This window comes from Flavobacterium sp. SLB02, from assembly GCF_009664855.1.
GTDB lineage: Bacteria > Bacteroidota > Bacteroidia > Flavobacteriales > Flavobacteriaceae > Flavobacterium.
Genome location: NZ_CP045928.1, coordinates 4,344,661 through 4,364,344 on the forward strand (window position 1 = coordinate 4,344,661; position 19,684 = coordinate 4,364,344).

Genomic DNA, 19,684 nt, shown 5'->3' on the forward strand with positions numbered 1-19,684 from the left:
GAAAGATGAATTAAATCCCGTTCTGGTTTTTGAACCTCACGGATTGACGGTTTGATACTTCTAATAGTTCTCCGGTTTTTAGTTTTACTTCTAACCTGCCCCCTATTGTAGTTTTTACTTCCTGAATGAATTTTGTATTGATAATTTCGGTTCTGTTTATTCTAAAAAAAACAGTTTCATCCAGTATCTCTTCCCATTGACGAAGGGAACGCCTTTGAAGTGCTTTTTTGTCCTGAAAAAACAATCGGGTATAATTCTCTAAAGATTCAATTAAATAGATCTCTTCTAATTGAATAAAGAACCGTTTCTCACCGTCTTTTATAAAAATCTTTCGATCTTTTGTCTCAGCATTAGTTAAGGAGGATTTCAAGTGTACAGCATCCCTTATTTTTTGAATTGCTTTTGCAAAACGTTCCTCTCTTATAGGCTTCATTAAATAATCTAAGGCATTTACTTCAAAAGCTTGTATCGCATACTGATCATAAGCGGTAATAAATAAAACTGATGGTACATGATCTAACGATTCTAATAAATCGAAACCGGATTTTTCAGGCATCTGAATATCGAGAAAAATTAAATCCGGCATTTCTGTTTCGATCAAAACTTTAGCGTCATCGGCATTTTCAGCCTCACCAATAAGCACAAAGTCTTCATACATTTTTAAAGCTCTTTTTACCTCTTCTCTTGCTAAACGTTCATCGTCTACAATGATCACTTTTATCTGTTTCATTTTGATGGTATTAAAATAGTAGCCAAAACCGTTTCGTTTTCCATCTGCATAATCTCAAAAGAAGCATTTCCGTTATATTGCAAGAACAATCTTTCTTTCAGATTACTTAGCCCAATACCTGAATTTGTAATCTCATTACTTAGTTTTCCTGAGTTTCGAACCGTAATCTTTATAAAATCGTTTTCCTTTTCAACTTTCACAGCAATAAACCCTCCGTGTTTTCTTTTTTCAATTCCGTGTTTTATGGCATTCTCAACCAGTGACTGAATACTAAAGGGCAGGATTAAATGCCTGGACAAGTCTACACTGGTTTCGATCTTAATTTGTAAACGTTCCTCAAATCGGATTTTTTCTAATTCCAGATAATCCCTTACCAGATTAATTTCTTCATCCAGCGATATCAATCTCCCAATGTTACTATTTAGAGAATTTCTTAAAAGTTCAGACAACAGATCAATAGCCCTTCTGGCGGCATCAGGATTTTCTATCACCAAAAATTTTATATTATTTAATGAATTAAAAAAGAAATGAGGATTAAGCTGTGCACTCAGATTATTGAGTTGTGCTTCTTTTATTATAATGGACAATCGGGCATTTTCCTTTACTGTTTCTAATTCGAGTCTTGAATAATGATAAAGATGGTACGCCAATACCCAAATAGACATTAATCTTGTACCGGTGATAAAAACCTGTAATTGTACCGATTTAAAAAATGCTAAAAATGAATCGGTTTCATTTTTAAAAATGAATAAACGTACCAAATAAAGCTTACCAACAATCAAAACCGTATACAATAAGGAAAGCACCAAAATACTAAGTACCATTCTTGGCAATAGTATTTTCAGATTCAGTTTATTCCATCCATTTTTTAAGGCAAAATTTCGGTAAAGCTGAGTTAACAGTATACCAATGAAAACGTCCAGTATTAAATCTACTATACCCATTTTCCAGATAAAATTACCACTCAGGAAAGCAGATAATCCCCAATACAAAGAAGCAGTAATCCATCCTGTGAGCTGAATTTTCCAATATGTCGATATTACGCTGGTTGTTTTCAAAAGTAAAATTGTTAATGCTGTAGTAAAGATATTCCTCTAATAGAGATTGAGCAAATAAAAGTACACGAACGGAAAATAATAGAGGATGAATACATTTTCTTCTTGGATTTAATACAATATCCGAATCAGTCATTATTCTTCTCTTCTTTTTCAGTTAAGTCTTCACAAAAGACAAAAAATTAAAAAACAAATACTTATAATTAAAAAATAAAACTCAAAAGTAATTCAACGTTATTCTGACAATCCTAAATTTACAACATTTATAATGTTTTTCTTACGATTGATCATCAATAGTATACATGCTTAAAAATCCTATTCTGTTATTTTAAAAACTTTTTGTACTACTCTAAAAACATATCTCAACATACTTTTACATCAGATTTAAAGTGGAAAAATTTAGTAGAAATTAAACTAATTCGGAGATGGATTTACAATCCAATTTACAACAATCCAGAGAAAAAACATAAAAAAAGAAACAATGAGAAATTTACAAAACACACCGCCAATAATTATACAGGCAAAAAGTATTGGACATCCAATTGACTTTAAATGGAATAAAAAAAAGATACACCAGCCTTTAGATCCTTTAGAAGGAAACGACGAACTTGAACATGCCTTAATGCAAATTAACCATAAAGCCCATACAGGGCAGCCGCTTTGCTCGAATGGATCTACTGGCGATATACAGGTTACACAAAAATGAATAATGATACCAAAAAAAGAATCGAAGCTTTATGGTGTTCTATTGGTAATATCGAAAATACAAAACCATTAGTTTTTGATACTGAATTTGATATTTCGGCCACCAGACATGTAAACGGGCCATTATGGATAGCCCTTATGAATGTAACTATGATTGATGTGATGTATAGAAAAGGATTATACGCTATTCAAAGCGAACTTATTGGACTAGTATTATTAGCGCGCCATATTACAACACCAAGAAAAAGAGTTTTTGACAAATGGTTCAACAGAACATTAGCAGTTTTAAAACGTGATTATCCATGTCAATATAATAATGAAGATGTAAATCAATACTACGAAGCCATTTATGACTCATCTCATGAAGCTCTAATTTGTCGTGATTTTTTCTTTAATCCTGAGTTTGAAAATTCAACCGATGCAACAGAAAAAGAGATAAACGAACTCATTCATAATTTAGATACTAAATCCAATCCATTTTTGTGTTTCCCAAAAAGCGCTTCTTAATTGATTGATACACTTAAAAAAAAACGAACCACACAAACTTCAATTATTTTTGAAACTTGTGGGGTTATTATCTTAATTCAATTAAAACTTATTTTCAACTTCTGCAGCCTGCAACATGAGATAATGTAAATCGGTATTTTTTACGAAAGGTTTCAAAAGTTCACTTCCCGGACCAAACATAGCCAACTCTACATAATCAGCAGAGTGATCCATACTAATCCATCCAACAGAATTTATTTTTCCCTGCATTTCTGCAAAAGCTTTATAGGGCAATTTTTTATAATTATACAGTCCGTCTTCTTTATGCAATCCATCATAATAACTTAGTACTGTTTTTGCATCTTCATCAGAAACCGAATGACCATTTGCCTTTTCGATAATTTCCTTTACTTGCGAAACAGAAGATTGTGGTTTTATCTGATTCAGGATCCATTCATTTGTCTGGGTATATTTCTGGATACTATCAAAATTATCATTGGCATCTTTACCATAAATAATTCCTGGATTGGCATTTCCGTGATCTGTTGTGATAATGACCAATGTTTCTTTGTCTTTTTCGGCAAAATCTATGGCAGCTTTCACCGCCTCATCAAACTCGATCTGATCATGAATCAAACCTGCAATATCATTTCCGTGAGCAGCCCAGTCGACTTTACCGCTTTCTATTTGTAAAACGAAACCATTTTTATGATTTTTCATTCTCTCAATAGCTTTCTGTGCCATTTCAGCAAGACTTGGAATGTTTTTTTGTAAATCTTGGTCACTATTTCTATCTACGTAATAAGGAACACCATCTTCTGCAAACACACCCAAAATTGGCTGAGAATTTGAAGCCGCCTCCATATCAGAACGTGTTTTTACTACCTGATATCCTTTTGCTTTAAAAGCGGCAAACATATCTTTTTTATCTTTTCTGGATTCGGGACTAAAATAATTTGAACCTCCACCCATCATCACATCAAAACCAAGATCTAAATATTGTTCGGCAATATCATCTTGTGCGTTTCTGCTTTTACTGTTTACGCAAAAACCCGCCGGAGTAGCATGAGTAATAGGAACTGTTGTTACGCAACCCGCCATTTTTCCTGCCTTCTTGAACTTTTGCCAAATGGGTAAATGAGGTTCTCCCTGCGCACTCACATTAAGCACTCCGTTGTTGACTCTAAAACCGCCTCCCCACGAAGAACTCGCAGCCGAAGAATCCGTTACTATAGAACTGGCAGAAGCTGTATCCATCAAAGCTCTTGAAACTCTGTTGTCTTTGTACAATTGAATCCAATTAGAACCTTTTCCAGTTTTTCTGTTCAGGAACAAATCGGTCATATTCAATGTTCCGGTACTCATTCCGTCACTAACGAGTAAAATAATATTTTTAGCTTTTTTATTTTTATTTACAGCTTCTAAATCTAAAATATTTGCAGAACCCTGAAACGGATTCATAACTGCGGCTCCAATCGTTAATAAAGAACCACTTTTAAAGAACTTCCTTCTATCCATTATTACTTTATTTATAGTAATTTCAAAGATAAAGAAATACACCCAACCACAAAATTATCATTGTGTTATGATAATTACTCAAAGGCAGCTTATTATAATGACAAACAAAAACCCGACAGTATACTTATTGAGTATGCTGTCGGGTTTTTTATTATTTTAAGAATATTAAACCGTAAACTTCAAAGGCAAATGCACTACTTTTTTGGTTTCAAAAAATTCATCTTCAAAAATCGTAGACAAATCATATAAAGTTGCTTTTGGAAAATCCTTTAATTCTTCGGTCAAATCTCCTCCTTTTAGGTATAGAATTCCGTTTTTCAACGTATGCTTATGCTGTTTTTTAATTTTAGTTTTAATCCAGGAAACAAAATCCGGCATATTGGTAACGGCACGACTCACTATAAAGTCAAAATCGCCTTTTACCAATTCAGCGCGTTTTTGTTCTGCTTTTACGTTCTTTAATTCTAATGCATCAACAACACCCTGAACTACTTTTATTTTTTTGGCAATAACATCAATCAGATAAAAACGCGTTTCAGGAAAAAGAATCGCTAACGGGATTCCAGGAAAACCTCCACCGGTTCCAACATCAAGAACCGTTGCTCCGGGTTCAAATTTCATTATTTTTGCAATTCCAAGCGAATGCAAAATATGTTTTGTATATAATGCATCAATGTCTTTACGCGAAATAACATTGATTTTTTCATTCCAATCGTGGTATAAAAAGTCTAATTTTTGAAATTGTTCGATTTGAATGTCGGTCAAATCAGGAAAATATTTCAATATCTCATCCATTGCTCTAATTTTTTAACAAAAGTACTACTTTAGAGTTGAAATATTTAACTCAATTTTGCAAATTGAAAATTTATAATAATTACCTTTGAAAACTATTTAAATTAATTATGAATAACACTGCGCCTACATTTGCCAAACAAGACAATCTGAAGTTCTTCAGAACACTTAACTCACGAGTAAACAATTACTTCAAGGAGAATAACATTCAGAAAACTGGAAACTGGAAGTTGCACTTAAAAGCAATTATTCTTTTTGCAGTTTTTCTAACACCTTACTTTTTGATCTTAACTCTTAACATGCCGTTTTGGGCACAATTGTTATTAAACATTTTAATGGGAGTTGGAATGGCCGGAATTGGAATGAATGTGATGCACGACGGAAACCACGGATCATACTCTTCTAAATCATGGATCAACAAGATTATGGGCGGAAGTATTTATATTCTGGCAGGAAATGTTCACAACTGGCAAGTACAGCACAATGTATTGCACCACACGTATACTAACATTCACGGACATGATGAAGATCTTGATGCCGGAAGAATTATTCGTTTTACACAAAACGCCGAATGGCAACGTTTTCATAAATTTCAACACTATTATTCTTTTTTCTTATACGGACTATTGACTTTCAATTGGGCTTTAACGACCGATTTCAAGCAAATGAAAAACTATCTGAAAAGAAAATTATCTTATGGAACACCTCAAAGTCCTGCCAAATTATGGACTGTTTTGGTTATCACAAAAATAATCTACGTTTTAATCTGGATGGTTTTACCAATGGTTCTTGGTGTAACCTGGTGGAAAGTTGTTGTTGGATTTTTCGTAATGCATTATGTAGCCGGATTAATTTTAAGTATTGTTTTTCAATTGGCTCACGTAGTAGAAGAAACTTCAAATCCAATCCCGAATGAAGAAGGAGAAATGGAAAATACCTGGGCAATTCACCAATTGTATACAACTGCTAATTTTGCTCCAAAAAACAAAATAATCAACTGGTTTACAGGAGGATTAAACCATCAGATTGAGCACCATATTTTCCCGAATATCAGTCATATTCATTACGGAAAAATTGCCGAAATCGTAAAACAAACTGCAATCGAATGCAACTTGCCTTATCATGAATTCAGAACCATGAGAGGAGCAATTGTAGCGCATTACAAGCATCTTAAAGATCTTGGAATGAAACCGGAACTAGCATAAAACTAAAAAAAATCTATTAATAATTAACCTTCCTTAATTAAAGTTGAAATTAAGGACATTCAAAATTTTTATAATGAATCATATTCTTTCAGACAGAATCAACAACTTAGCGACATCACAAACCTTAGCAATGGCTGCTTTAGCACGTGAGTTAAAAGCACAAGGAAAAGACATTATCAGTTTAAGTTTAGGTGAACCAGATTTTAATACTCCTGACTTCATCAAAGAAGCTGTTAAAAAAGCAGTAGACGAAAATTACAGCACCTATTCTCCGGTAGAAGGTTATTTAGAATTGAGAGAAGCAATTTGCAAAAAATTCAAAAGAGACAATAATTTAGATTACAAACCAACTCAAATCGTAGTTTCTACAGGAGCAAAACAATCTTTGTACAACATTGCACAAGTAATGCTAAACGATGGTGACGAGGTTATTTTGCCAGCACCTTACTGGGTTTCTTACTTCGAAATTGTAAAACTCTCGGGCGGAGTTCCAGTTGAAGTTCCAACATCTGTAGATACTGATTTCAAAATTACACCAGAACAATTAGAAGCTGCCATCACACCAAAAACAAAAATGATGTGGTTCTCTTCTCCTTGTAACCCATCTGGATCTGTTTACAGTAGAGAAGAGCTTACAGCTCTTGCAAAAGTGTTAGAAAAATACCCAAATATATACGTAGTTGCCGATGAGATTTATGAGCACATCAATTTCTCAGGAACTTTCTGCAGCATCGGTTCAATCCCTGGAATGCTTGAAAGAACCATTACTGTAAACGGAGTAGCAAAAGCATTCGCTATGACAGGATACAGAATTGGTTACATCGGAGCACCGGAATTCATCGCAAAAGCATGTACAAAAATTCAGGGACAAGTAACTTCAGGAGCAAATTCTGTAGCGCAACGTGCAACAATTACTGCCGTAGAAGCTGATCCAAGCGTATTAAACCACATGGTTCAGGCGTTCCACACTCGTAGAGATTTAGTGGTTGGATTATTAAAAGAAATTCCTGGTGTAAAAATCAACGTTCCTGAAGGAGCATTTTACGTATTCCCGGACGTTTCTTCTTTCTTCGGAAAAACTTTAAAAGGAACCGAAATCAAAGATGCAAACGATGTATCGATGTACCTTTTAGCCGAAGCTAATGTTGCAACAGTAACAGGAGATGCTTTTGGAAATCCAAACTGTATCCGTTTTTCTTACGCGACAAGCGACGATATCTTAAAAGAAGCATTACGCAGAATCAAAGAAGCTTTGGCTGTGTAATATCATAAATAATAATTCAAAGGGTGTTTTTTTTTTTTTTTTCAAAAACACCCTTTTTTCATTTAGTCAATTAAAAGCGAAGCAATATCTCTTGCAATCGAAGTAGGAGAATTACAATCACAATTACTTAAACCTATTACATAAATATGTTCAGTAGGCTCATAAACTCCCATTGATTTAAAGCCGAAAATACTTCCTCCATGCTCGCGAACGATTTTGTCTTTTACTTTTTCAAGATGCCAGCCATATCCATAATCTATATTTACCCCATTAATTAACTGATAATTAGTAAAAGCTTTTTCTGTAAAAACAGGATTTAATAAAGCATTAGAATTTATCGTGTTTTGCCATTTTAACATATCATCTACATTCGACATTATCGAACCAGTAGCATAGGGTATCGAAAAACTAATATAATTTGCATTTACATAATGTTCTTTATCACGATAACCTGCAACCCTGTTTTTAATAATCTTTTCATGGCTTGCATAAAACGTATTTTCCATTCCTATTTTCTTAAAAATATTTTCAGTTACAAACTCCTCATAAGTCTGTCCTGATACAATTTCAATGATATAACCTAAAAGTACATATCCGGAATTACAATATTTATATTGTTCACCAGGTTCAAAATCGCTTGGCTCATTTTTAAAAAAATCCACTAATTCCTTTGGAGACAAATCTCGTCTGGCAATATCTTTTATAGACTTCATACTCGTAAAATCCTTAATTCCCGAAGTGTGAGTTAGCAAATGATGTATTGTAATTGCATTCCCATTAGGATAATCCGCAATAAATTTCTTAATTTCATCATTCACATTTAGTTTTCCTTTTTCAGCAAGCATTAAAACAGAAACTGCTGTAAATTGTTTTGTCATTGATCCAATTTCAAAAACAGATTCAGGTTTCATCTTAACATCCATTTCTAAATTAGCCATTCCAAAAGCCTTCCTGTAAATGATTTTTCCGTTTTTGGCAGCCAAAAAAACTCCTCCGGGACCTTCAGCTTTAAATTTCGAAGTAATCAAACTATCTATTTTACGTTCTCTATGCTGAGAAAATAATGCTGATGAGAAAATTAAAAATGCTATAACATAAAAAATTGAAATCGATTTCATTTATCCGTTTAATTAATAATTAATAAAAACTTTGACGACTTAAACAAACTTCAGGTTACAAAAACAAAAGCTCTGAACCTAAAATATTACGGGTTTACCTACGCCCTGGCTATTCATTGCAATCTTTTGCTTGATTTCATTACATAAAAGGATTTCCACTTCTATCCCTAACCCAAATCTTCATATAAGACCTTTTAGTTTAAGAAATCAAATTAAATCTGCTCCATCTGCCTAATCTGCGAGAAAAATTAAATTCACTTTCAAAATTCCCATTCCACAATTTTATAAACACCCGTCATAATTCTATAAGATATAACGCTTAATAAAATCCCAACTTTGTAATATAAAATTTAAAAAACTATTTATTATGATACATACAGATGAAACCACAGAAAAAGCAGTTAGTACCTTAGAAGGATTAATTTCAATCCTGGAAGACGGAAAACTAGGATACACCAATGCCGCAGAACATGTAGACAGCCCGGCAATTAAAACCGACTTTCTCGATTATGCCCGCGAACGTGCCTTATTCATTGTAGAAATACAAGACGAAATCAACAAACTGGGAAAATCAACAGATACCTCAGGGGGCGGACCATTAGGAGCAATACACCGTGCCTGGATCGATATTAAATCTTCGTTTACAAGCGGAGATACCGAAGCCATCATCAATGCTTGTATTACCGGAGAAGAAGCTGCTATCGAAAAATACAAAATGGCTCTTGAACACAACCATCTTGACGCAAGTCAAATTGGTATTGTTTCAAAACAATTAAACAGTATCGAAAACACTGTGACAAAAATCAAAGCGAAAAAATTGTCATAATATTTGGCACTATATTTTTGAGAAGAAAACTACTTGGTTAATAAACTAAGTAGTTTTTTGTTTTTATTAAATCTCAAATTCTATATTTTTATCTCCAATACATAAAACAAAATTTATCAAAAAATGAAAAAGGTAATTTTAGATCTGGCAGTAACATTAGACGGTTTTATTGAAGGTCCCAAAGGAGAAACTGATTGGTGTATCATGGACGACGATATGGATTTTGATGGTTTCCTATCCACTATAGATACTATTTTTTATGGCAGAGTAAGTTATGATATGTGGGGGAATTATCAACCGGATGAAAACGCCAGTCCTGATGAAAAATCACTTTGGAAAGAAGTACATGCTAAAGAGAAATACGTTTTTTCCAGCCAAAATAAAAAAGACGAGAATGCCACCTTCATAAATTCTGATATCACAAATACAGTAAATGAGATTAAGAAACAATCCGGAAAAGACATCTGGTTATATGGCGGAGCAAGCCTTATTAAAACTTTCATTCAATTGAACCTCATTGATACCTATAGAATATCTGTTCACCCTATTGCTTTAGGAAGCGGAAAACCATTATTTGAAGATCTAAAAAACCGAATACAACTAAAATTACTCAAAACCAATATTTTCAAATCAGGGGTTGTGCAACTTATTTACGAACCCGCTAAATAAAAAACTTCATTTATCATCATTCCATATTAGTTAACTATTTCAAAAAAAGTCACTTCAGCATTAGCAAACTCGAATTATTTATAAGAACTTTGCAAACTTTTTTCCATGAATACCACAAAAGCCTAAAGTTTTAGAAATGAAGAAGAAGATTGAAATATTAGCTCCAGCAAAAGATTTAATTGGAGGGATGGCCGCGATAAATAGTGGTGCCGATGCAGTTTATATTGGTGCTCCGCAATTTGGTGCCCGTTCTAATGCCAACAATTCAATCGAAGATGTTGCAGCATTGGTAAAATATGCGCATTTATTTAATGCTCAGGTTTTTGTAGTAATGAATACCATTTTGTACGACAACGAGCTAGAAACATGTCGCAAAATGATCTATGAATTATACGATATAGGTGTCGATGCCCTGATCATTCAGGATATGGCCATCATGGAAATGGACTTACCTCCTATCGTACTTCATGCCAGCACACAAGCCAATAACCGTGATGCCGATAAAATTAAATTCCTTAAAGATGCCGGAATCAAACGTGTGGTTTTAGCCCGCGAATTGAACCTGCACCAAATTAAAACGATTTACGATGAGGCAGATGTTGAATTAGAATTTTTCGTAACTGGAGCTTTATGCGTATCCTTTAGTGGAAACTGTTATATGAGTGTAGCCAACGGAGAACGCAGCGCCAACCGTGGTTCCTGCGCACAAAACTGCCGTCTACCTTATAATCTAATCGACGGAAACGGAGAAACCCTGATCAAAAACAGCCACTTACTTTCTATCAAAGATTTAGATATTTCAGATCAGATTCCTAATCTTATTGAAGCCGGAATTGTTTCTTTCAAAATCGAAGGAAGACTTAAAGATGTAGTTTACGTTAAAAATAACGTATCCTTTTTACGTCAAAAACTCGACAGCTATTTAGAAGGAGCAGGAAGCGAAAAATACATGAAAGCTTCATCTGGAACTTGTACTTATACTTTCGATTCTTCTTTAAGCAGAACTTTTAATCGTGGTTATACTGATTATTTTGTAAACGATAGAAATCACAGTATTGGTTCCTGGGAAAGCCCAAAATCAAAAGGACAATACATTGGTAAATTGATCCGAACTGTTGGAAACGCTTACGAAATCGAAAATGGCGAATTACTAAACAACGGCGACGGACTTTGTTTCATCAACGAAAATAACGAAGCCGACGGAATCTACGTAAACAAAGCCGAAAACGGTAAAATATATCCAAACGTTTTAAAAGAAGTAAAAGACGGCACTTTCATTTACAGAAATAACGACGCTGCTTTTATCAAAATTGTAGAAAGAGAAGACAGTGCTGTTCGTAAACTGAGCACTACTTTATTACTTGCAGAAACCGAAACTGGTTTTGAACTAATCGCAACCGATGAAGACGGAAATGTAAGCACCGTAAACTTAGAACATTCAAAAGAACAGACTAAAACCGGCGAATCAATCGAAGAGAACATCAAAACACAATTGGCAAAAACAGGTTTTACCCCTTATACTGCTGATGAAATTAATATCATGTTCTCTCAAAACTGGTTCCTTCCTATTTCAAAAATCAACGAAATGCGAAGAACCGTTTACGATCAGTTAACCGAGATTCGTTTGGCCAATTACAAACGCGAAGAACACCAATTGGTAAAAACGTCACATCCGTATCCTGAAACCAAATTGGATTTCATGTACAACGTTTCGAACAAAACCGCACGTAAATTCTACGAGCGTCATGGTGTAACCGAAATAGAAAAAGCATTCGAATTGCAATGGGATCCGGGAAAATCTCGTGTAATGACCACAAAATATTGTATCAAATACGAATTAAAAAAATGCCCAATACACCAAAAAGATATCATGGGTGTCAAAGTAAAAGAACCATTGGTTTTAAAACAAGGCGAGCTCGAATACAAACTAAAATTCAACTGCAAACCCTGCGAAATGGAAATCTGGGAAAAAGATGCCGAATTCGAAATCGAAGAAGATCAATTTCACTAAAAAGCAAAAAAGCGACACTTTACAGTATCGCTTTTTTTTATTTATTTTTTATTAGCAGTGGTTTTCGATCCTGCTTTTGACGTCGCCTTTGTTTTTGTCGCTTTTACCTCTGCTTTTTGTTCTTGTTTCTTTGGTTTCACATTATATAAAGCCACAACTTTCTCAATGTCATCATATTTATATTCTTTATCTTCAATCTTTTTAGCGATTTCCGGACTATCCTTAAAATAATAAACTCCATATTCCCTAAAAAAAGCATTATATCCTGCCGAAAGAGCATTTGAACTCATAGAAACCAATACAGGATAATCTTCATTACTTCTCTTTAAATAATGGTTAACATCTTTAGAAACTACCTTCATCTTCTCCTCCTTTACCTTTTCTTTTGTCTTTTCATCCTCCACTTTCACCTCTTTTATTCCGTATTCCTCTCCACCTATATATAAAGAAGTTTTTCCTTCGATCATTTTACAGATCCAATTTTCATCAATAATTTTAAATTCTGTACCCTTTTTTTTGTACACTTTCGTTTTTGTCCATACAAAAGTATATGACAGCTTTTTATTTGCATCAAAAATCTGAATTGAATCTAAATCTTTACTAGCATATTTTTCATTTTCCTCACCAACTTTAATCTTTACTTTTTTATCAGCAAAACCAGGGAACTTAACGATCCCGCTAATTTTTTGTTTGTCTTTTTTAAAAACGATCGCATCAGCTTTTTGTTCTCCCATTCCTAACTTAAATGTAATTCCTGCCGACTGCGCTTGTAAAAGAGATGTAACGCACAAAGCACTCATCACTAAAAAAATATTTAATTTCATTCTTTTGGGGTTTTATTTATAAGCTGGCAAATATAGAAATATCGCATCGTTTTAAGGAAAGTTTCAAAGCCGCCAAACATGAAGTTATGCTATAATTATTAACAAAAATTTACCCATAAAAATAATTTGGGCGTGTTCGCCACGGCGAATCAGGCTATCCGCTGCAAGTCCTCACACTTCCTTCGTCAGGCTGTGGGTTTTCCACTTCTATCCCTCACGCGAACGGTTCATTAGACCGTTTACGCTTTCCAAGATTCATACACTCACAATCTTGTCAACTTCGAAGAACGAGATCCGAGCGATAGCGAACAGAGAAGTAAATCACACTCGGAATTCGACAAAGATTGGCGATTTTGATTGCGAGTTTCTGGTATGCTTCCTCGTTCCTCACAATGACAAACTATGTGGTTACTTTGTCTAAAGATTAAATTTCCAATTAAATTAAATCTGTTGAATCTGCAAAATCTGCGTGAGAATAAATTCCATTTTATTTATCTTTACTCTCAAAATCACAATCAAATGGAACAAAAAACCAGCATCCGAAAAGATTCAATTATAGCTGGATTTTTTGTATGCTCTATTTTTCCACTTTTGATATTCTCAAAAAGCTATTTCTTTGATCTTTGTATCCAAATATGCGATTTTGGTATTTTTTGGAATCCAATTTTCTGGGGAATTTTATTCCCATTATTTATTGTTTTTCTCTTTTGGAGTACTGCTAAAAAAATCAGCTTTTCATTAAATCAAATAGCATACTTTAAAGCTTGTTCTCAATTTTCTTTTGGAGTAAGTTCAAAAATCATATTAGCTCTTTTTACACTTTATATAATCGGAAAATTCATAAATGGAATATCCACTCCATTAAGATCTCAATTTCTGGATCAGATTATTTTTTCTATACTCACGATATTATTTTTATCCTTTGTATTAATGATTCTAACTTTTATAAGCAGTTTAATAATTGTAAAAGCAAACCAAAATTCTCAATCTCTAAATCAAACAAAATGAAAATACTACTCCTCGGTTCGGGCGAATTAGGCAAAGAATTTGTCATTGCCGCGCAAAGAATCGGACAAACCATAATTGCTGTTGATAGTTACGAAAATGCTCCCGCAATGCAAGTTGCACACGGTTTTGAAGTCATCAACATGCTAGACGGCGAAGCTTTAGATAGAATCGTAGCCAAACACCAACCAGACTTTATAGTTCCAGAAATAGAAGCCATTCGTACCGAACGTTTTTACGATTACGAGAAACAAGGCATTACCGTTGTTCCTTCAGCGAAGGCGGCCAACTTTACCATGAACCGTAAAGCCATTCGCGATTTAGCATCAAAAGAATTGGGGTTAAAAACAGCCAAATATCAATATGCAACTTCTGCCCAAGAATTGCAAAAAGCGGTTCAGGAAGTTGGAATTCCGTGTGTGGTAAAACCTTTAATGTCATCATCGGGAAAAGGACAATCTACCATAAAAACCGAAAGTGATATCGAAAAAGCCTGGCAATATGCCGTTGCAGGTTCACGCGGAGATGTTATCGAAGTTATTGTAGAAGCTTTTGTAGATTTTCATTCAGAAATCACACTTCTAACCATTACTCAAAATAACAATCCAACCTTATTTTGCGCACCAATTGGTCACCGACAAGAACGTGGTGATTATCAGGAAAGCTGGCAACCCGCAAAAGTTTCTGAAGCCGATTTATACGAAGCCCAAGATATGGCCGAAAAAATTACTGAAGCTCTTGGTGGAGCAGGACTTTTTGGTGTTGAATTTTTCTTAACCAATGAAGGTGTTTATTTCTCCGAACTCTCTCCTCGCCCACATGATACCGGAATGGTAACTTTAGCCGGAACGCAAAATTTCAACGAATTCGAATTGCATTTACGTGCGATTTTAAGTCTTCCTATTTTCGAAATTACATTAGAAAAAGCCGGAGCAAGTGCCGTAATTTTAGCTTCTGAAGATTCTACAAATCCCACTTTTACCGGAATCGAAAAAGTAGCTGCTTTACCCAAAACCGATTTTAGAATTTTTGGAAAACCAACTTCAAGACCGTATCGCCGAATGGGAGTTGTTTTAAGTCATGATTCATTGGCAACCCCAATCGAAGAAGTTGTCGAACGCGCCAAAGCAACTTCTAAATTAATAACTGTAAACTCTTAAAAATGAAAAAAGCACTATTTCTATTATTCCTATTTGTTGGAATCGCAACGCAGGCTCAGGACAAAAAAACAACCGAAAAACCTCAAATCGTAGAAACCGCTTGCGGTGAATGTCAATTTGGGATGAAAGGAAAAAGCTGTGATTTAGCCGTTCGCATTGACGGAAAACCATATTTTGTAGACGGAACCACGATCGACGAACATGGCGATGCTCATGCTGAGGATGGTTTCTGCAATAAAATCCGCAAAGCTTCTGTGACCGGAAAGGTAGAAAACGGTCGTTTTAAAGCTACTTCATTCACTTTGATAAAAGAAAAATAATGGAGTTAATTCTTGAAAATATTGCCAAACACGTTTCGCTAACACCTGAAGAGCAAGCTCTTTTTTTATCGAAAACCGAAACGCAAACCTATAAAGCCAAAACTATTTTACTAAGTGCCGGAGAAGTTTGCAAACATTCTTATTTTGTAAATTCCGGAATTTTAAGAAGTTTCAATATCAACGATAATATTGTCGAACATGTATTGTCCTTTTCTTGCGCAGGCTGGTGGATTAGCGACATGTACAGTTTCTTTTCTCAAAAACCGGGGCAGCTCTTTATAGAAGTTCTGGAAGATGCAGAAGTAGTTTCACTATCAAAAGAAAATCAGGAACAATTGTATCTCGAAATTCCAAAATTAGAACGCTTTTTCAGAATATTAATCGAAAATTCATTGGTTGCCAATCAACAACGATTAATGGACAATTTAAGTTTACCTGCCGAAGAACGTTTTGATAAATTCTGCAAAAAATACGGAACGCTGGTTCACAAAGTTCCTCAAAAACAAATCGCCTCTTTCATTGGTGTCACACCCGAATTTTTCAGTAAAATGAAAGCCAGGCTTTTAAAAAAATAATTTTAGCCACAGATTAAAAGGATTATAATGATTAAAAAAAATGTTGCCAAGAATTTCACGAATTCACGCGAATTTTAATTCAATTTTGAGCCAATTAATTTGTGTGAATTGGTGAAATTCGTGGAAAAAAAATCATTTTAATCTGTAGCAAAAAACAAAAAAACCAGTTCAGTGAACTGGTTTTTCTTTTGAATTAAAATTGCTCAACCTCTGTAGAATGTTCCATTGCTGTTATGGTTGATTTCCCTATCATTACCGTGTTTTGAACGGCATCAAAATAAGAAGTTCCTACGAACGCCTGATGTTTTACAGCTCGGAAACCATTTTTCTGCAAAGCAAATTCTCTTTCCTGTAATTCAGAATATCCTGCCATACCGCGTTCTTTATACGCTTTAGACAATTCGAACATACTGGTATTCAAAGCGTGGAATCCTGCCAAAGTAATGAACTGGAATTTATATCCCATTGCCGCCAGATCTTCCCTGAACGTTTCCATTTCAGCTACTGATAATTTCGCAGCCCAATTGAAAGATGGAGAACAATTGTACGCCAGCATTTTATCCGGGAATTCCTTTTTCATGGCATCGGCAAACTTTTTAGCATAAACCAAATCCGGATTACTGGTTTCCATCCAGATCAAATCAGCATAAGGTGCGTAACTCAAACCTCTTGCAATTCCCTGATCGATTCCGCTGTTTACATAGAAGAAACCTTCGTTTGTTTTTTCACCCGTTATAAATTTAGCATCTCTTGGGTCAGCATCACTGGTTAATAAATTAGCCGCATCAGCATCTGTCCTTGCTACGATAAGTGTAGAAACTCCCATAACATCAGACGCCAAACGAGCCGCAATCAGTTTATTAATAGCCTCTTGTGTCGGAACCAAAACCTTTCCGCCCAAATGCCCGCACTTTTTAGCAGAACTCAACTGATCTTCAAAGTGAACTCCTGAAGCCCCCGCTTCAATCATTGATTTCATTAATTCGAAAGCATTTAAGTTTCCGCCAAAACCAGCTTCGGCATCCGCCACAATCGGAACCAGATAATCTTTTTTATCTTCCACTCCGTTTACGGTCTGAATCTGATCAGCGCGTAACAGCGCATTGTTTATTTTTTTTACCACCATTGGTACACTATTTACAGGATAAAGCGATTGGTCCGGGTACATTTCTCCCGCCAAATTTGCATCGGCCGCTACTTGCCAGCCACTCAAATAAATCGCTTCAAGACCAGCATCGACTTCCTGAATCGCCTGATTTCCTGTCAACGCGCCTAAACCAGCAACATAATCCTGATTTTTTAACTTTCTCCATAATTTTTGCGCTCCCATTTTGGCAATAGAATGCTCAATTTGATACGAACCCTGAAGCGTAATTACTTCTGTAGCGGTATAAGGACGTTCAACACCTTTCCATCTTGGGTTCGTAATCCAATCGTTAATCAATTCCTGAATTCTGTCTTCTGTTGTTTTCATAAATAGTTTGAGTTAAAGTGGTTAGTAAGTAATAGTTTTCAGTCGCAGTTTCAAGTTTTCAGTTTTAACTGGACTTATTTTTTTTAAACACATAGAAACATAGTTTTCCTTTGTGGTTAAAGGCATTTCATTTGTTTAAACAAACATAGCTATGTGTGAAAATCTAGTTTTTTTTTAAAACTGTCTTTATTCACATTTTAATCTATGTTTCTATGTCTTTAAGATCATTCGCAGATTTTTTTATTCTCATTTTATCTGCTAGATCTGCGTGAAAAATTATTCGCCCGCAGATTTAGCAGATCAAGCAGATTTTTCATTTTTAATTCTCAATTTTTAATTACTATAGATATTTATAACACGGAATAGTCAAGAAATCAACGAAATCGGGATTTACAACCAGTCGTTCCAAAACTTTTTCAGCCAAAGGAAATTGTCGTTTTTCATGAAGTTCCTCGCCTAATTCGTCTTTAATTTTTCTGAATTCATCTAAAGCCAGTTCATGATAATACGCCAAATCTAATTTTTTGCCATTATCCAAAACCACTTTATTCTGAAGCCATTGCCACAATTGCGATCTCGAAATTTCGGCCGTTGCGGCATCTTCCATCAAATTGTGCAAAGCCGCAGCGCCCTGTCCGTTCAGCCATGAAGCCAGATATAAAACTCCTACGTTGATATTTTTACGAACACCATTTTCAGTAATGATTCCAATTGGTGGCTCAATCAAATCAGCTTCTGTAATTTTGCGATGTTCTCTTTTTATATGAATCTGGTTTGGAGTTGGCATTCCTTTATCAAAAATTTCTTTTGCAATAGCAACCAAATCCGGATGTGCTACCCAGGTTCCGTCATGACCGTTTCGAACTTCGCGTTCTTTATCGGTTTTTACTTTTGCGAAAGCAGCAGCATTCGCTTCTTCATTATTCTTAATCGGAATTTGAGCTGCCATTCCGCCAATCGCATGAATCCCGCGTTTATGACATCTTTGAATTACCAGATTCGAATACGCATTCATAAAAGGTGAAGTCATGTTTACCTGATCGCGATCCGGAACGATAAATTTTGGATTCTTTCTAAACTTTTTGATATAAGAAAAAATATAATCCCAACGTCCACAATTCAAGCCTACGATATGTCCTTTCAATTCATAAATAATTTCATCTAACTGAAAACTCGCCGTTATGGTTTCTATTAAAACCGTCACCTTTATGGTTCCTCTTTCCAGTTTCAAATAATCCTCGGTAAAGTCAATTACATTGTTCCACCAGCGTGCTTCGAGATAATGCTCTAATTTCGGAATGTAGAAATACGGTCCTGAATTGTTTTCTAAAAGCCTTTTGTGGTTATGAAAAACATACAATCCAAAATCTACCAAAGAGCCTGAAACTTCTTTTCCTTCAATCAACAGATGTTTTTCCGGCAAATGCAAACCTCTCGGACGTACAATTAGCGTAGCAATTTTTTCATTCAAATGATAAGACTTTTGCTTTACCAAATCGGTGTATGTAATGGTTTTGTTTACCGCATCGATTAGATTCATTTGACCGTCCATTAAATTTTGCCAGGTTGGCGAAGTACTGTCTTCAAAATCAGCCATAAAAGTTTTTGCCCCGGAGTTCAATGCATTAATGATCATTTTACGATCAACCGGTCCGGTAATTTCCACTCTACGATCTAACAAATCTTTCGGAATCACTCCAGCTGTCCAATTACCTTCTCTGACACTTTTTGTTTCCGGAGTAAAAACAGGCATGACGCCCTGATCAAAAGCAGTTTGTTTTTGTTCGCGTTGTAACAATAACAGTTTTCGTTGCGATTCGAATTTTCGATGCAAATCGGTGATAAAAACAATTGCTTCTTCTGTCCAGATCTTTGGATAAGAAAGCTTCTTTTCGGCTAAAAATTCCATTGCCGTTTCGGTAATTTCTAATTGGTTTTTCATAGCTG

The 19,684-nt window shown here is 35.0% G+C and carries 19 protein-coding genes; 11 read left to right on the plus strand and 8 right to left on the minus strand.

Translation table 11 applies throughout. The features are described from left to right. Nucleotides 1-10 precede the first annotated feature (10 nt). Together GIY83_RS16075 and GIY83_RS16080 are read right to left on the minus strand one after the other, a co-directional pair. Entirely contained in the window at nt 11-730 is a 720-nt protein-coding gene (locus GIY83_RS16075) for a LytTR family DNA-binding domain-containing protein (protein ID WP_194618127.1), read from the minus strand. Continuing rightward, nucleotides 727-1,788, minus strand: coding sequence for a sensor histidine kinase (locus GIY83_RS16080; RefSeq protein WP_194618126.1), 1,062 nt, complete (start codon nt 1,786-1,788; stop codon nt 727-729). The genes GIY83_RS16075 and GIY83_RS16080 overlap by 4 nt, the downstream gene beginning before the upstream one ends. Nucleotides 1,789-2,266: 478 nt before the next feature. Between GIY83_RS16080 and GIY83_RS24960 the strand changes: the two genes are divergently transcribed. Beyond that, nucleotides 2,267-2,491 (plus strand): hypothetical protein, encoded by a 225-nt coding sequence (locus GIY83_RS24960; RefSeq protein WP_229029121.1) that lies wholly within the window; start codon nt 2,267-2,269, stop codon nt 2,489-2,491. Further along, a complete protein-coding gene (locus GIY83_RS16085; RefSeq protein WP_229029122.1) occupies nt 2,488-2,997 on the plus strand; it encodes a hypothetical protein in 510 nt (169 codons plus the stop codon). Before GIY83_RS24960 ends, GIY83_RS16085 begins: the two co-directional genes overlap by 4 nt. A gap of 81 nt (nt 2,998-3,078) precedes the next feature. Here GIY83_RS16085 and GIY83_RS16090 read toward each other — a convergent pair whose 3' ends face one another. Both GIY83_RS16090 and rsmG read right to left on the minus strand, forming a co-directional pair. Next, nucleotides 3,079-4,494 carry an alkaline phosphatase gene (locus GIY83_RS16090; protein ID WP_208682489.1) on the minus strand — a complete coding sequence of 472 codons (1,416 nt, stop codon included), beginning with the start codon at nt 4,492-4,494 and terminating at the stop codon, nt 3,079-3,081. Nucleotides 4,495-4,659: 165 nt separating this feature from the next. After that, the gene (rsmG, locus tag GIY83_RS16095; protein WP_194618124.1) at nt 4,660-5,289 is read right to left on the minus strand and encodes a 16S rRNA (guanine(527)-N(7))-methyltransferase RsmG; all 630 of its coding nucleotides are present in this window, start codon (nt 5,287-5,289) and stop codon (nt 4,660-4,662) included. A 107-nt stretch (nt 5,290-5,396) separates the two neighbouring features. Between rsmG and GIY83_RS16100 the strand changes: the two genes are divergently transcribed. Then, nucleotides 5,397-6,491, plus strand: a complete 1,095-nt coding sequence (locus tag GIY83_RS16100) for an acyl-CoA desaturase (RefSeq protein ID WP_194618123.1) — start codon at nt 5,397-5,399, stop codon at nt 6,489-6,491. Nucleotides 6,492-6,564: 73 nt separating this feature from the next. Beyond that, nucleotides 6,565-7,755 carry a pyridoxal phosphate-dependent aminotransferase gene (locus tag GIY83_RS16105; protein ID WP_194618122.1) on the plus strand — a complete coding sequence of 397 codons (1,191 nt, stop codon included), beginning with the start codon at nt 6,565-6,567 and terminating at the stop codon, nt 7,753-7,755. A 62-nt stretch (nt 7,756-7,817) separates the two neighbouring features. Here GIY83_RS16105 and GIY83_RS16110 read toward each other — a convergent pair whose 3' ends face one another. Further along, entirely contained in the window at nt 7,818-8,873 is a 1,056-nt protein-coding gene (locus tag GIY83_RS16110; RefSeq protein WP_194618121.1) for a serine hydrolase, read from the minus strand. Between the two features lie 367 nt (nt 8,874-9,240). Between GIY83_RS16110 and GIY83_RS16115 the strand changes: the two genes are divergently transcribed. From GIY83_RS16115 to GIY83_RS16125, 3 genes are all read left to right on the plus strand, one after another. Further along, nucleotides 9,241-9,699, plus strand: a complete 459-nt coding sequence (locus GIY83_RS16115; protein ID WP_194618120.1) for a PA2169 family four-helix-bundle protein — start codon at nt 9,241-9,243, stop codon at nt 9,697-9,699. A gap of 123 nt (nt 9,700-9,822) precedes the next feature. After that, the gene (locus GIY83_RS16120; RefSeq protein WP_208682491.1) at nt 9,823-10,368 is read left to right on the plus strand and encodes a dihydrofolate reductase family protein; all 546 of its coding nucleotides are present in this window, start codon (nt 9,823-9,825) and stop codon (nt 10,366-10,368) included. Nucleotides 10,369-10,504: 136 nt separating this feature from the next. Next, on the plus strand, nt 10,505-12,379 hold the full coding sequence (locus GIY83_RS16125; protein WP_194618118.1) for a U32 family peptidase: 1,875 nt from the start codon (nt 10,505-10,507) through the stop codon (nt 12,377-12,379). A 41-nt stretch (nt 12,380-12,420) separates the two neighbouring features. Here GIY83_RS16125 and GIY83_RS16130 read toward each other — a convergent pair whose 3' ends face one another. Further along, nucleotides 12,421-13,203, minus strand: coding sequence for a hypothetical protein (locus tag GIY83_RS16130; protein ID WP_194618117.1), 783 nt, complete (start codon nt 13,201-13,203; stop codon nt 12,421-12,423). A gap of 519 nt (nt 13,204-13,722) precedes the next feature. Between GIY83_RS16130 and GIY83_RS16135 the strand changes: the two genes are divergently transcribed. Genes GIY83_RS16135 through GIY83_RS16150 form a run of 4 tightly spaced genes read left to right on the plus strand, consistent with a single transcriptional unit; the run spans nt 13,723 to nt 16,263 of the window. Then, complete coding sequence (locus GIY83_RS16135) at nt 13,723-14,211, plus strand: hypothetical protein (RefSeq protein ID WP_194618116.1); 489 nt, start codon at nt 13,723-13,725, stop codon at nt 14,209-14,211. Continuing rightward, nucleotides 14,208-15,368 carry a formate-dependent phosphoribosylglycinamide formyltransferase gene (gene purT / locus GIY83_RS16140; protein WP_208682493.1) on the plus strand — a complete coding sequence of 387 codons (1,161 nt, stop codon included), beginning with the start codon at nt 14,208-14,210 and terminating at the stop codon, nt 15,366-15,368. Before GIY83_RS16135 ends, purT begins: the two co-directional genes overlap by 4 nt. Nucleotides 15,369-15,370: 2 nt before the next feature. Next, complete coding sequence (locus GIY83_RS16145; RefSeq protein WP_194618114.1) at nt 15,371-15,688, plus strand: DUF6370 family protein; 318 nt, start codon at nt 15,371-15,373, stop codon at nt 15,686-15,688. After that, nucleotides 15,688-16,263, plus strand: coding sequence for a Crp/Fnr family transcriptional regulator (locus tag GIY83_RS16150; protein WP_194618113.1), 576 nt, complete (start codon nt 15,688-15,690; stop codon nt 16,261-16,263). The genes GIY83_RS16145 and GIY83_RS16150 overlap by 1 nt, the downstream gene beginning before the upstream one ends. A 193-nt stretch (nt 16,264-16,456) precedes the next feature. Here the strand turns inward: GIY83_RS16150 and aceA are convergent, their stop codons facing one another. After that, nucleotides 16,457-17,737, minus strand: a complete 1,281-nt coding sequence (aceA, locus tag GIY83_RS16155) for an isocitrate lyase (RefSeq protein ID WP_194618112.1) — start codon at nt 17,735-17,737, stop codon at nt 16,457-16,459. A 340-nt stretch (nt 17,738-18,077) separates the two neighbouring features. Continuing rightward, a complete protein-coding gene (gene aceB, locus GIY83_RS16160) occupies nt 18,078-19,679 on the minus strand; it encodes a malate synthase A (RefSeq protein WP_194618111.1) in 1,602 nt (533 codons plus the stop codon). Nucleotides 19,680-19,684: the final 5 nt, after the last annotated feature.